The organism is Frigoribacterium sp. AC512 (assembly GCF_979258295.1).
Map to the genome: position 1 here is coordinate 2421602 of NZ_OZ409850.1, position 12176 is coordinate 2433777.

Genomic DNA, 12176 nt, shown 5'->3' on the forward strand with positions numbered 1-12176 from the left:
CATGGTCAAGAACCAGTTCATCGTCGCCGTCATCGCGCTGATCGTCACCGCCGCCGTCGTCGTCGCGGTCATCATCTACAACGGCACCCGCACCGACACCGCCCAGCCCCTCGCCGCCGACCCCACGATCGCACCGACCAGTGCCGAGGTCGTTCGCGACGACACCCGCTACCTCGACCAGGTCGAGGGCGACGCCGTCACCGTCGTGGAGTTCCTGGACTTCGAGTGCGAGTCGTGCGCGGCGATGTACCCGTACGTGGAGCAGGTCCGGGAGAAGTACGCCGGGCAGATCAACGTCGCGGTCCGCTACTTCCCGATCCCGTCGCATCGAAACTCCGAGAACGCGGCCGTGGCCGTCGAGGCGGCTGCCGAGCAGGGCCAGCTCGAGGCGATGTACGCACGCATGTACGAGACCCAGGCCGAGTGGGGCGAGAAGCAAGAGTCAGAAGCGGCCCTGTTCCGCACGTTCGCCGAGGACCTTGGGCTCGACATGGCGGCGTTCGACGACGCTGTGGCCGACCCGGCGACCCTCGAGCGCGTGGTCGCCGACCGGGCGGAGGGCACAGCCCTCGGCGTCACCGGCACCCCGACGTTCTTCGTCGACGGGCAGATGATCGAACTCACCGCCGTCGACGACCTCGACAAAGCCGTGGAAAGCGCAGTCGCCGGTGGCTAGGAACCGCGGGCGCGCCCGGAAAGCGCAACCCGTCGCTGCTCCCCCGCCGAACCTCCGCACACTGGCCGTCCTTGGACTGCTGCTGGCCTGCATCGCCGGCCCGGTCGGATTCGTCGTCAGCCTCGTCGCCTTCATCCGCTCGCGTCGAGCAGGCGAGAAGAACACGGTCGCCCTGGTCGGGATGATCGTCGGCCTCGCCACGACGGCGGCGTTCGTCGCCGGGGTCATCTACTTCCAAGCCGTCTTCGCCGGCCAGACCGGTGTCTGCGCCGAACTCGGCCCCGGCGACCACGACGGCGCCTTCGGCACCTTCACCTGCCCAGAGAACTGAGAAAGCCCATGACCTTCCCCCTCTTCGAAACCTCGCGACGGCACTGTTCGTCATGCTCGCCCTGGCTGCTGGCCTCGCCGTCATGGACGCTCGGCCCGCCGCCGCCCATGACGCCCTCGCCCAAGCAGTTCCCGCGGCTGATGAGACAGTGACGACCGAACTGTCCTCGGTGACCCTGACGTTCTCGGAAACACCGTTGGCTGAGTTCGCGAACGCCATCGCGTTGAACGTCACCGACCCCGCCGGGACTTCCATCACCACAGGCGCCCCCGTGGCGGAAGGAACAACCCTTTCTGTTCCCGTCGAGGTCACCGAGGCAGGTCTGCACACCGTGACGTGGCAGAGCGTGTCGAGTGACGGACACACCATCTCCGGCACCTACACCTTCACCTACGCCGGCCCCATCGCCGCAGCTGCCCCTACGACACCGGCCCCCGCCGCGAGCACACCGGGCGCCTCGGCCTCCGCCCCGGCGGAGGAAGAAGCGCCGACGTCGGCCGCGACGCACTCTGCCACCGAGCCTGCTTCGAGCAACCTCATCCCCTGGATCGCGGGCGCGACGGCTCTCGCGGTGTTGATCCTGATTCCTGTCATCGTGATCCTCGCTCTCCGCGCCCGCCGCCGGAAGAAGGCCGAGACGGCGGACCCTGCGGAGACAGCAGGCCCTGAGGAGTGAGCACGCCACTTCACGCTCGCCGCATCACGAGCAATCCCCGACCAGGAATCACTCTGGTTGTGGCCGCGATTGCGGCCCTGGCGACCGTCGTGGTTCTGCTGGTGGCGGTGAAATCGAGCGAGATCGTGCTGATCGTGGACCCCGGAGAAATCGTCAGGTCTGGGTACGCGGTCAGCAAGACCATCAGCAACAGTGCGGCCGCGATCGCCCTCGGTACCGCTTTCCTCCTGGCCACCGCCGTCCCCGTCCACCAGCCCGCACAGCGAAGCCTGTTCCACCTGCTGCGCAGCTCAGCCGCTGTCTGGGCCATCGCGGGCTTCGTTGCCAGCGTGTTCACGTTCGCCAACATCAGCGGCGTTCCCCTCAACGAAGCAGGAACTGCCGCTTTCTGGTCGCAATTCTCCTTCTTCAGCACCGGAATCGAGCTCGGCCAGGCGTGGACGACCACCATTGCCGCAGCCGTCCTCGTCACCGTGTGGGCGTCACTCACCCACTCCCCCGGACACGCAGCAGCCCTCGCGGGTGTGAGCGCTTTGGCCCTGATACCTCTGGCTCAGCAAGGGCATGCAGCGGGTTCGGCGTCCCACAACCTCGCGGTTGTGTCGATCCTGATGCACGTCCTATTCGCATCGATCTGGGTCGGCGGGCTCGTCGCCCTCGTCTGGCTCAGACGAACCCTCCCCGGGCACCTGTTCCCCGTCGTCCTCCGCCGCTACTCAGCAATCGCGTTCGCGGCCTTCGTCGCCGTGGCACTCTCGGGCCTCGTCAGTGCCACCATCCGCATCACCGACCCCGCAACGCTCACCACCTCCTCCTACGGTCTCATCGTCCTCGGCAAGGTCGTCGTGTTGGTCCTCGTCGGAGTCCTCGCTGCCGTCTTCCGCACATGGCTGCTGCCGCACATCCACACCGGTCGAACGCGTCTCTTCTGGGCTATGGCCGCCGTGGAGGTCACGTTCATGGGTGTCGCGTCCGGTCTTGCCGGAGTACTCGCCCGCACCGCGCCTCCTGGCGCTGAGCAAGAGATCTACGAAACAGGTCCGGTCACCGCGGCTGAATCCCTCACCGGTTCTCTCTTCCCCGAACCACCGAGCTGGGTCACCGTGTTCCAGGGTCAACCAGATCCCTTCTGGCTCCTCCTCATCCTCTTCTCCGCAGCGACCTACCTCCTCGCTACGCGTGCGCAACGCCGGGCCGGGACGCCTTGGCCGTGGCATCGCAGTGCGGCCTTCTTGGCAGGCCTGCTCGTCGTCCTGTGGGTGACGTGTGGTCCACTGTCGATCTACGCCACGTACCTCCTCAGCTCCTACGTGGTGACGATCGTGGCGCTTCTGCTCGCGGGGGCCTGCATCGCTCAGGGACGCCCGGGGAATCTTGCTCGAGCGACCCTCAGGCTCAGAGAAGACGGGACGAGGGGCCCCCGGGAGTGGGCGACGTCTCTCCTTCGCCGGCCCCTGGGTCTGTTCGACGACAGCCCGCTCGGGGTCGGCTTGGTCGTGCTGGTGACCGTCGTGCTGGCCATGATCCCGGCGGGCATGCGCTGGGCGGTGACTGAGCCCCTCGGACGTGTCGTCGTTCTCACCGCTGTCGTTGTCGCCGGCGCCGTGATGGGGTCCGCTCTCCGACGGGCACTGACCGACCACAGAGCTGCCGACATCGCCCTGATCGGCGGCCTCGCCGCCTGTGCTCTTGCGAGTACCGCGGTGACCCTTTTCGGGCCGACCGTGATGCTCGACTGGTTCAAGACGATGAACCCCGGCGGACACCCCGCCGCCGACGCCGATCAGCGCCTCGGGAGCGTCATCCTCCTCATCAGCGCCGCCGCCACAGCTCTCACCGCAGCAGTCCTGGCCCTCCGTGCGCTCACCGGGCCCCGTGCCGCCACCCCGTCCATTGCCTTGGAGGACTCACGTTCATGACACGCCCCACCATCCGAACCCTTGTCGCCGCTGCACTGGTCGCCACGGTGGCCATCGTCACGTCGGGTTGCGGCTCGAGCGATTCTGTCGCGGAACAGTACGCGGACGGGTCCACAAAGAACTACATCGGCGGCGACGGCACCGTGGTGGAGATCCCTCCGGCCAACAGGGGTGAACCGATCTCCTTCACCAGCACCACAGACCTCGGCGAACCGCTGGACTCAGCCGACTACGACGGCGACGTGATGGTGGTCAACTTCTGGTACGCCGCTTGCCCCCCGTGCCGAGCGGAAGCTCCTGACCTCGAAGCCCTCCACCAGCAGTACCAAGACCAGGGCGTGTCCTTCATCGGAGTGAACGTCCGCGACCAGGCGAGCACTGCGGTCGCTTTCGCTGAACGGTTCGACGTCACCTACCCCTCCGTCATCGACATCACCGACAGCGCCGTACAGCTGGCCTTCGCCGGCCAGGTGTCCCCGAACGCCGTTCCCACCACGATCGTCGTCGACCGAGAGGGCCGAGCAGCAGCCCGGATCACCGGCCGAGCCGAGAAATCCATCCTCAACTCCCTCATCACCACCGTTCTCGCCGAGACCCCGTGAACCTCGCCGACACCGTCTTCGACGGCCAGCTCCTCCTTGCCGTCCCGATCGCCCTCCTGGCCGGGCTCGTCTCTTTCGTGAGCCCCTGCGTTCTGCCTCTGGTCCCCGGCTACCTCGGCTACGTCGGGGGACTCGCCGACCCCACCGCAAAGGCAGGCAGGAGACGGCTCCTGATCGGAGTGGGCTTGTTCGTGGCGGGGTTCGCTGCGGTGTTCATCGCTTACGGGGCGCTGTTCGGGGCGCTGAGCGTGTGGCTGATCCAGTGGCAGGGCCTCGTCACCCGCGTCCTCGGAATCGTCGTGATCGTGATGGGGCTGGTGTTCATCGGGCAGATCAGCTTCTTGCAACGCTCCCTCACTCCGCGGTGGCGGCCCGTCACCGGCCTTGCCGGCGCACCTCTTCTCGGAGTGGTCTTCGGCCTGGGATGGACCCCCTGCTTCGGGCCGACCCTTGCCGCGATCTCCGCTCTCAGCCTCAGCAGCGGCTCCGCAGGACGCGGGGCCCTCCTCGGCTTGGCGTACTGCATAGGTCTCGGGCTGCCCTTCGTGCTGGTCGCCCTGGGCCTGTCTTGGGTGACCGGATCTGTGGCGTTCGTCAAACGCCACATCCGGACCATCAACCTCGCCGGCGGCGCCGTCCTCATCGCCGTCGGCACCGCCATGGCCACCGGCATCTGGACGGCTCTGATCTACCAGCTCCAGGGCCTCATCAACGGCTTCGTCCTCCCCCTCTGACCGACCAGGAACCCATGACCTCCCTCCCTCTGCACCGCGAACGACTCACCCCCTCGCCGGCGTTCTACCTCGCGATCGTGCTCGTCATCCCCGCCACCTTCTTGGTGTTCCTGCCCATCAACGTCACCGCCGGGATCATCGTCGCGGCCGTGCTCTACCTCGGCTCTGTCGCAGCCTTCATCGGCACCTCGCCCGTCGTCCAGGTCACCCCTGACGGGTTTTTTGCCGGTGCCGCCCGGCTCACACCTGACGAGATCGGGACAGTCACCACCTACACCGGCGGAGACGCCACACAGCAACGCGGGCCCCGCTTGGACGCCCGCGCGTGGACGCTGTTCCGGGGGTGGGTGCATCCCGTGGTGAAGATCGAGCTTCTCGACGAGACAGACCCGGCACCGTACTGGCTCGTGTCCACCCGGCACCCCGACGAACTCGCGGCAGCCCTGGCCACGGTGACCCGCTCGAACGAGGGCGCCTGAGATGCCGGCACTTGACCTCGCCGTTCTGCTGGGCTGGGCCCAGGGGCCGGTGTCCCCTGTCGCGATCGGCGCCACCCTGTTAGCAGCCAGCTACGTGCTCCTGTTTCGCCGAGCGCGCCGCCGAGACCGGGCCCTTACTCCTGGCCGCCGTGGCCCTGGTGTCGGGCAGGCGACGGTGTTCGTTTTCGGTTGCGTACTCATCGTCCTGGTCACGGCAACGGGGGTGCAGACGTACAGCCGAGAGCTGTTCTCGGCGTTCATGTTCCAGCAGCTGACGCTGCTGATGATCGTGCCGCCGCTGCTCATCCTCGGACGACCAGGAACAGTGCTGCTGCGGGGCCTGCCCCGGCACGGCGTAGGACTTATCGCACTTCGGGCAGCTGTCGGGGCGCTCCGATCGAGCTTCGCCCGTGCGGTCGTGAACCCGATCGCCGTGTTCCCTCTGCTGCTGGTTCCGCTGTTCGGGCTCTACCTGACCGGCGCCATCGACGCGCTCCTCGCCACGGAAACAGGACGAGCGGCCCTGCAAATCGGCTTCGTCGCTGTCGGGGTGGTGGTCATGGTGCCCCTGGTGTCCACAGACCCGCTGCCTCGACAGACGTCCTACGTCATTCGGGTCTTCGACGCGTTCCTCGAGATGCAGATCCACGCCGCCTTCGGCCTCACCCTGATCTTCAGCAGCGCCCCTCTCGTTGCAGCCTTCAGCTCCCCTTCACCCCGCCTTGGCATCGATGCCCTCCGCGATCAGCAGCTCGCCGGTGCCCTGGTGTGGACGTACGGGGAACTCCCCGTCGTGGTGATCCTCCTCGTCAGCCTCGCCCGCTGGCAGCGACAGGACACCCGAAAAGCCGCAAGAGCGGCGAGACGGGCCGACGTTGAGGGCGACACCGAGCTCGACGACTACAACAACTACCTCAGGAACATCAACCGTGGCGGCCGAAATGACTAGGACACGTCGGCCACCGGCACGGGCTACAGGTCTCCCTCAGCCACCCGTCACAACGAAGGACGCCACCCATGCCTGAATCGTTCTGGGGCTCAGCTATCTTCTCCGTTGTTCCGAGCCTAGTTGTGGGGCTCATCTTCTGGTTCGTCGTCCGGGCGCTCATGCGCGCCGACCGCAACGAACGGCAGGCCTACGCCGCGATCGAGAAAGAAGAACGCGAGCGGGCCGCTCACCAACCTGGCGACGCGCCAGAGAACCCCGACGGCCCATGAGGCCGCCAGTCGAGGTATCGACGGCTCCCGCGGTCATGCCACTGCCTGCTGCTTTCGCGGCCGCGGCAGCAGGGGGAGCCGTTCTCGATGGCGCCTTTCCCGACAAGAACTGGTGGCCTTTAGCCTTCCTCGGGATCGGGTTGATCCTGGCAACCCTCCCCGGACGACGCGCAGGGGCAGCGTTCGCTGTCGGGCTTGTCGCAGGCGTTTCGTTCTACGCCTTCCACATTCAGTGGGTAGCGCTCTTCCTCGGGCCCGTCCCGATCGCAGCACTAGTTCTCTTGCAGGCATTGCTGTTCGCGGCGGGATGCACGGCAATCACCCTGGCGTATCGGTGGCTCCCCCAGCTGTGGCCAGGCCCGTGGGGAGCCTGCCTCGGGGTCCCGGCCGTGGTGGCGGCAGTGTGGTGCGCGCGTGAGGCGGTGTCGAGCACCTGGCCGTACGGCGGGTTCTCCTGGGGCCGGGCCGCGATGTCACAATCCACCAGCCCCCTCCGAGAAGCCTTCGCGTGGCTAGGGATATCTGGTGTCGGGTTCGTCATGGTCCTCGTTGTCGCGATGATTTTGCACATCGTCAGCACCCAGGCGCTGCAACGACCCGGCCGTTGGATCGCACCGGTGGCCGCCGCGACACTGCTCGTCGCTCTCCCGGCATGGCCGATCACCCAGACAGGGACGATGCGGGTGGGCGCTGTACAAGGGAATGGTCCAGCGGCCTACTTCGACGACAGCAACCCCGGGGACCTCACCCAGGCCCAAGTCGACGCCACCACGCCCCTTCTCGATGAACGTCTCGATGCTGTTCTCTGGCCCGAAGGCGCCACGGACCGAAGCCCCCTCGATGACAACGACACGGCTGCAACGTTTGATGCGATCGCTCAGGCGGCCGCTGCACCCCTGATCGGGTGGGCCATCACGGAACGTGACGGCCGGACCTACAACACAGAGATCCAGTGGGAGCCAGGCCGTGGCCCTGTCGACTTCTACGACAAGAAGCACCCCGTCCCGTTCGGGGAGTATGTCCCCGACCGCGCGTTCTGGCGATCCCTGGCACCTGACCTGGTCGACATGGTCGCTCGCGACTACACCCCAGGGACAACCGATCCCATCTTCGACATCTCCGGGATCCCAGTCGGCATCAGCATCTGCTTCGACATCGTCGACGACGACGTGCTCCGTCGGTCCGTCACCGAAGGGGCCCAGGTGCTGTTCTCGTCGTCCAACAACGCCGACTTCGGACGCTCCGACCAGAGCGCCCAACAGCTCGCCATCGCCCAGATCCGTGCCATCGAACTGGGGCGAAGCGTCATCAATATTTCCACCGTGGGGCGCAGCGCCGTGATCGCTCCCGACGGCTCGATCTCGAAGGAGTTGCCGTGGCACGCCCCTGGCGCACTGATCGCTGATGTGCCGCTTGCAAACTCGATAACACCCGCTGTCCGTTGGGGTGGAGAAATCGAATCGGCCCTTGCCGCTCTGGGCCTTGGGTCACTTATCACCGCGTTTGTCGTGCTCCGTAGAGCACGCACGACCTCGTGGAGCTGCCACAGAAACGCGCCCTAAACACAGCGAGATGCTTGTTCGTGAGCAACGGTTGCGTTTTTCTGTGACAGCTCCTGGTGGGCCGTCAGTTCCGTCCCGGAGTTATCAGGTGGTTGCGGTCCGTCGGCGAAGGAGTGCTTTGACCATCGGGTAGGCAGTCACAAGTCCGAGGACCAAACCGACCTGCATAAGGAAAAAGAACCGGACGTCGGTCGGAGAGGGCATGAAGTTTCCGAAGTGCATGAGGAGCATCCATCCCCCCATTCCGATGTCGAATGCCAAAACGGTAAGGGTGGCGGTGATGAGCATGACGCCGACATTTCTCTTTCCGACGCGTCGAGGGGTGCCGGACACGGCGACGTATTCGAAGACAAAGAGGAGGCCGATCGCTAGGGCGGCGATGACGATGATGAGCACCCAGAGATTGGTGCCGGCGATGGTGAGGCCGCTTGCGACCACGAGTGGCACGCCGATGAAGTGACCGACAGTTGCTGCTGCTCCCCCAGGTGCACCCCCTGCGATTGTCTGTGCGGCCTCTCCGTGATCACTCGGCCCAGAGTTCGGCCGCGCAGGGTCGGTCATACCCCCTCGGTTGTAGGCCCAGATTGCCACTGGGCCCAGGAACAGAGCAGCTACCGGCCAGACGACGTTCATGGCTAGATCTTGCTTTCGCTGGTGGCGCCCTCGGGTGATGATCTGCAGCAATACAACGGCTGCGCTGATCACCCCGAGGCCAACAAAAAACCAGGAGACGGGTGTAACCCAGGCGGGGAAAAGGGGATCCATTGAGGACATGTCACCAGTCATGACTAGAGGTCTTTCTTGTAAGAGGGCGTAAGGGTCAGGGGTCGCTCAAAAAATTGCGTGCCAGGGCGCAACCCAAAGAGGGCTTTGTCGAATCGGCACGAATTCAACGAACCGCTTTTCGGAGGCTCGTAGGCCACATGTGCGGTGGCAACGGGAGGCGCCTAGTGCGCCATATTTCTGCCGGGCTTAAAGGGAGTTGAGGAGGGCGTCCATCTGCGCGAGCTGCGCTGTCTGGGACTCGACGATGTTCTTCGCCATCTCAACTGCGTCGGGGTTCTCCCCGCCGTCGACTTCCTTCTGCGCCATGTCCACGGCGCCCTTGTGATGCTCGGTCATCTGCCCGAGGAACAGCCGTGCCGCCTCCGCGCCCTGGGCATCGTCCAGGCCCGTCATGTCGGATTCGCTCATCATGCCGTCCATGGAGTGATCCATCGACGCCGACGTGTCCTGACCCCAGTCATCCAGCCACGTGGTGAGCTGGTCAATCTCGGGGCCCTGCTCGTTCTTGATGGTTTCCGCCAGAGCAAGAACGTCCGAGTCGACGCTGTCGCCCTTAGCGATGAACATGTCGCTCATCTCGACGGCCTGCTTGTGGTGAGGGAGCATCATCTGGGCGAACATGACGTCCCGGTCGTTGAAGACCGCCGACTCCGACGACGCGGCCGTGTCGGAGGCGGTGTTACTGGAAGTGCCGGCGCAACCGGCCAAAGTGAGGGCGACGACGAGTGCCGTGGCGCTACTGAACAGAGTTCTGGTGCGGTTCATAGTTGTCCCTTGGGGTGAGAAAGAAGGCGACGCGGTGAAACGATCGCGGGTCTCATGCGGGGAGCGATCCCCAAGGGCCTTTTAGATGCGGAGAATGCTCAACTGTGTCAAGTCTGGTGTCAGACGGGGAAGCGTGAAGGACGGGGCAACCGGGCGTGTGTTTAGGGTCTTGGACAGGGTGAACAACGCACGTGTCTGACGTCGCCAGGTTGCTGACCAAGCGAACAGGACGAGGACCATGAGACAGGCCATGCCCATGATTGCGCAGAGCATCGCGGAGTCGTCCTGCATCGCAGAAGATGCGACGGGGACCGTGTCTGCTGAAGCAGTGCTCGCGCTCTCGGTTTCGGTGTGATGTCCGGCCATGGAAGCAGGGCACCCCTCGGCAGGGCCCGCGAGCGTATGCATCAGCAACGCGCTGCCGATGAGCACAAGGATCAAGAGGACAGCCATGCCCAAACGCCCAAGACCCAGCTGGGATCGAGCGTGGATGGCGGGCATGCGATCTCCTGGGGTTAGGTCGCTCGCGAGTGTACAAGTCGTGTGCTCCCTGCTTCGGAGAACTCGGAACGCTTGACCCTCTTGGTGGCAGTCTCCGAGGTTTGTCCTGGCCCTGAGCTGGCATCTGGGACCTGCCTCAAGGAAGGTCCCGAACGGTACAGCGACGCCTGGACGCCAAGGCTGGCGCGTAATCACGACTAAACCTCGATAGGCGGCTCGTGCTGCTCTTCGCGCGTTCCAGAAAAATCACCGTGTGCTCGCCTGCCTCTCAGGCAGTCGGAGGTGTGCCAGACGCTCGACGAGAGATGGGCTTTGAACCAGACATAGCGGATACGACGGCGAAGCTGATGAGACCGACAGTGGTGAAGATGTCGGCGACGTTGAAGATGGCAAACCAGTCGATCGCGATGAAATCGACTACCTCGCCGGACAGGGGGCCGTTTTCAGCTCGCAAGATGCGGTCCCAAACGTTGCCCGTGGCGCCACCAAGAACGACCGCGAGCAGGAACGTGGCGAGTGTTCCGCTGCCTTTGACAGCCCTAGTGATGACCCAGCTGGCAAGAGCCACAACGATCGCGATGATGCCAATGGTCAGCACTGGACCAAGCTCGGCCCCGAGACCAAACGCCACACCGGGGTTAAATACGAGCCGGAAAGTCGCTCCGAGGCCCAACTCGATTTGACGCTCCGTGCCGAGATACGACAAGGCCCACGCCTTTGACAACTGATCAAGAGCGAACGCGACCGCAACGACTACCAGTGCACCGATGACGCGTCCCCCTGCCGTCACGAGAGGGCCTCGACGAGCCGGACGAGGACACCGGACTCGATCAGAATGTAAAGCCCGAGGCCGATGAAGACTGCGGGCACGAGCCAATGTTCGACTCTTTCAAGCAGCTCACTGACGGTTTTGCTTGTTCCAATAAAACGAGCGATGAGGCACCACGCTGCCACCAGCACGAGGAACACGATGATCGTGACGACAGTGTCCTGAACGGGACTCGTCCGGAACACGGGTGTGTACAGCGAGATGTTGTCGGCACCGTTGGCGATTGTGATGCCGGCAACTCCTAGGAGACCAACTGCGGAAATTGCGTCGTCCTCATCATCGTCATCTTGGCGCCGCAGGGTACGAACGAGACCGTAAATGCCGATGGCAAGCGGAATCAGGCCTAGGAATCCGACCCACTTATCCGGGATGATGGTGAGCCCCGCGGCGGCCACCACGCTGATGGCGACGAGGGTCACAAACCCGGCGTACTGGCCTGCGACGACTTTCCATCCAGGCAGAGCTCCTCGTGCTGAGGCAACGAAAAGGACGGTTAGGACGACAATGTCGTCGATGTTGGTGGCCGCGAAGAGACCGACTGCAGCAAAGACGGTGCCGATCATCGGTTCTGGCTTCCGTAAGTCGCGCACAAGTCGACCTTGTGCCCGGTAGAAGCAAGGAGCTGCTCGGCGGATTCGAGGACGTCTAGAACTTCCGGTGTGGCCACTGAGTAGAAGTTCTGCCGACCCTCAGTGCGAGCGGTGATAAGTCCACAGTCTCGAAGGCAGGCGACATGCTCAGAAACAGTGGACTGGGCTAGGTCGAGTTCGTCAGTGAGATCCCGCACACGCGCTTCGCTCTGGCTGAGTCGGCGCAGGATCAGTAGTCGACTCGGGTCCGCCAGCGAATGGAACAGCGAAACGGCTGCGGTGAGTTCTTGAATGATCGGCACACGCCGATCATATCGGTGTACATCGATTAGTTTCCAACATGGCGATTCGACCGTGAGGCGGCCAAGACAAACCATTTCTTTCCGCAGACTCCTTCGCCAAGCGTCTCAGTAGACGATCAGTCACCGACCACCGGCGGACGCTAGCCACTCCCTCGCAGCTACGGGGCACCGGCTGTCTCGATAGGTCAGTCCGAAACTGATCTCGG

15 protein-coding genes are annotated in these 12176 nt (G+C 64.6%); 10 read left to right on the forward strand and 5 right to left on the reverse strand.

Features of this window, described 5'->3' with window-relative positions:
- Window position 1: 1 nt before the first annotated feature.
- The 10 genes from ACZZ97_RS11060 to lnt all read left to right on the forward strand — a co-directional run bounded on the left by ACZZ97_RS11060 (window position 2) and on the right by lnt (window position 8197).
- A complete protein-coding gene (locus ACZZ97_RS11060; protein ID WP_463473185.1) occupies window positions 2-676 on the forward strand; it encodes a DsbA family protein in 675 nt (224 codons plus the stop codon).
- Window positions 669-1007 carry a hypothetical protein gene (locus ACZZ97_RS11065; protein ID WP_123571445.1) on the forward strand — a complete coding sequence of 113 codons (339 nt, stop codon included), beginning with the start codon at window positions 669-671 and terminating at the stop codon, window positions 1005-1007. The genes ACZZ97_RS11060 and ACZZ97_RS11065 overlap by 8 nt, the downstream gene beginning before the upstream one ends.
- Before the next feature lie 82 nt (window positions 1008-1089).
- The gene (locus tag ACZZ97_RS11070) at window positions 1090-1683 is read left to right on the forward strand and encodes a copper resistance CopC family protein (protein ID WP_463473797.1); all 594 of its coding nucleotides are present in this window, start codon (window positions 1090-1092) and stop codon (window positions 1681-1683) included.
- Window positions 1684-1742: 59 nt separating this feature from the next.
- Window positions 1743-3602 (forward strand): cytochrome c oxidase assembly protein, encoded by a 1860-nt coding sequence (locus ACZZ97_RS11075; RefSeq protein ID WP_463473186.1) that lies wholly within the window; start codon window positions 1743-1745, stop codon window positions 3600-3602.
- Entirely contained in the window at window positions 3599-4204 is a 606-nt protein-coding gene (locus ACZZ97_RS11080; protein WP_463473187.1) for a TlpA family protein disulfide reductase, read from the forward strand. Before ACZZ97_RS11075 ends, ACZZ97_RS11080 begins: the two co-directional genes overlap by 4 nt.
- Complete coding sequence (locus ACZZ97_RS11085) at window positions 4201-4938, forward strand: cytochrome c biogenesis CcdA family protein (RefSeq protein ID WP_463473188.1); 738 nt, start codon at window positions 4201-4203, stop codon at window positions 4936-4938. Before ACZZ97_RS11080 ends, ACZZ97_RS11085 begins: the two co-directional genes overlap by 4 nt.
- 14 nt (window positions 4939-4952) lie before the next feature.
- Window positions 4953-5417, forward strand: a complete 465-nt coding sequence (locus tag ACZZ97_RS11090) for a DUF3093 domain-containing protein (protein ID WP_146902352.1) — start codon at window positions 4953-4955, stop codon at window positions 5415-5417.
- Window position 5418: 1 nt separating this feature from the next.
- Window positions 5419-6366, forward strand: a complete 948-nt coding sequence (locus ACZZ97_RS11095; protein WP_463473189.1) for a cytochrome c oxidase assembly protein — start codon at window positions 5419-5421, stop codon at window positions 6364-6366.
- A 68-nt stretch (window positions 6367-6434) separates the two neighbouring features.
- Window positions 6435-6635: a hypothetical protein gene (locus tag ACZZ97_RS11100; protein ID WP_463473190.1), complete on the forward strand. Its 201-nt coding sequence runs from the start codon at window positions 6435-6437 to the stop codon at window positions 6633-6635.
- A gap of 35 nt (window positions 6636-6670) precedes the next feature.
- On the forward strand, window positions 6671-8197 hold the full coding sequence (gene lnt / locus ACZZ97_RS11105; RefSeq protein WP_463473191.1) for an apolipoprotein N-acyltransferase: 1527 nt from the start codon (window positions 6671-6673) through the stop codon (window positions 8195-8197).
- Window positions 8198-8281: 84 nt separating this feature from the next.
- Here the strand turns inward: lnt and ACZZ97_RS11110 are convergent, their stop codons facing one another.
- The 5 genes from ACZZ97_RS11110 to ACZZ97_RS11130 all read right to left on the reverse strand — a co-directional run bounded on the left by ACZZ97_RS11110 (window position 8282) and on the right by ACZZ97_RS11130 (window position 12045).
- Entirely contained in the window at window positions 8282-8830 is a 549-nt protein-coding gene (locus ACZZ97_RS11110) for a DUF4396 domain-containing protein (RefSeq protein WP_463473192.1), read from the reverse strand.
- A gap of 339 nt (window positions 8831-9169) precedes the next feature.
- Window positions 9170-9748, reverse strand: a complete 579-nt coding sequence (locus ACZZ97_RS11115) for a DUF305 domain-containing protein (protein ID WP_463473193.1) — start codon at window positions 9746-9748, stop codon at window positions 9170-9172.
- A gap of 769 nt (window positions 9749-10517) precedes the next feature.
- The gene (locus tag ACZZ97_RS11120; protein WP_463473194.1) at window positions 10518-11039 is read right to left on the reverse strand and encodes a signal peptidase II; all 522 of its coding nucleotides are present in this window, start codon (window positions 11037-11039) and stop codon (window positions 10518-10520) included.
- Window positions 11036-11641 (reverse strand): cadmium resistance transporter, encoded by a 606-nt coding sequence (locus ACZZ97_RS11125; RefSeq protein ID WP_463473195.1) that lies wholly within the window; start codon window positions 11639-11641, stop codon window positions 11036-11038. Before ACZZ97_RS11125 ends, ACZZ97_RS11120 begins: the two co-directional genes overlap by 4 nt.
- Complete coding sequence (locus ACZZ97_RS11130; RefSeq protein WP_463473196.1) at window positions 11638-12045, reverse strand: ArsR/SmtB family transcription factor; 408 nt, start codon at window positions 12043-12045, stop codon at window positions 11638-11640. Before ACZZ97_RS11130 ends, ACZZ97_RS11125 begins: the two co-directional genes overlap by 4 nt.
- Window positions 12046-12176 lie beyond the last annotated feature (131 nt).

Bases quoted from the DNA above. Each gene is read 5' to 3' on its own strand.
- ACZZ97_RS11060 (WP_463473185.1), top strand. From the start codon at position 2: ATGGTCAAGAACCAGTTCATCGTCGCCGTCATCGCGCTGATCGTCACC.
- ACZZ97_RS11070 (WP_463473797.1), top strand. From the start codon at position 1,090: ATGGACGCTCGGCCCGCCGCCGCCCATGACGCCCTCGCCCAAGCAGTT.
- ACZZ97_RS11080 (WP_463473187.1), top strand. From the start codon at position 3,599: ATGACACGCCCCACCATCCGAACCCTTGTCGCCGCTGCACTGGTCGCC.
- ACZZ97_RS11090 (WP_146902352.1), top strand. From the start codon at position 4,953: ATGACCTCCCTCCCTCTGCACCGCGAACGACTCACCCCCTCGCCGGCG.
- ACZZ97_RS11095 (WP_463473189.1), top strand. From the start codon at position 5,419: ATGCCGGCACTTGACCTCGCCGTTCTGCTGGGCTGGGCCCAGGGGCCG.
- ACZZ97_RS11100 (WP_463473190.1), top strand. From the start codon at position 6,435: ATGCCTGAATCGTTCTGGGGCTCAGCTATCTTCTCCGTTGTTCCGAGC.
- lnt (WP_463473191.1), top strand. From the start codon at position 6,671: ATGCCACTGCCTGCTGCTTTCGCGGCCGCGGCAGCAGGGGGAGCCGTT.
- ACZZ97_RS11110 (WP_463473192.1), bottom strand. From the start codon at position 8,830: ATGAACGTCGTCTGGCCGGTAGCTGCTCTGTTCCTGGGCCCAGTGGCA.
- ACZZ97_RS11115 (WP_463473193.1), bottom strand. From the start codon at position 9,748: ATGAACCGCACCAGAACTCTGTTCAGTAGCGCCACGGCACTCGTCGTC.
- ACZZ97_RS11125 (WP_463473195.1), bottom strand. From the start codon at position 11,641: ATGATCGGCACCGTCTTTGCTGCAGTCGGTCTCTTCGCGGCCACCAAC.
- ACZZ97_RS11130 (WP_463473196.1), bottom strand. From the start codon at position 12,045: ATGGTTTGTCTTGGCCGCCTCACGGTCGAATCGCCATGTTGGAAACTA.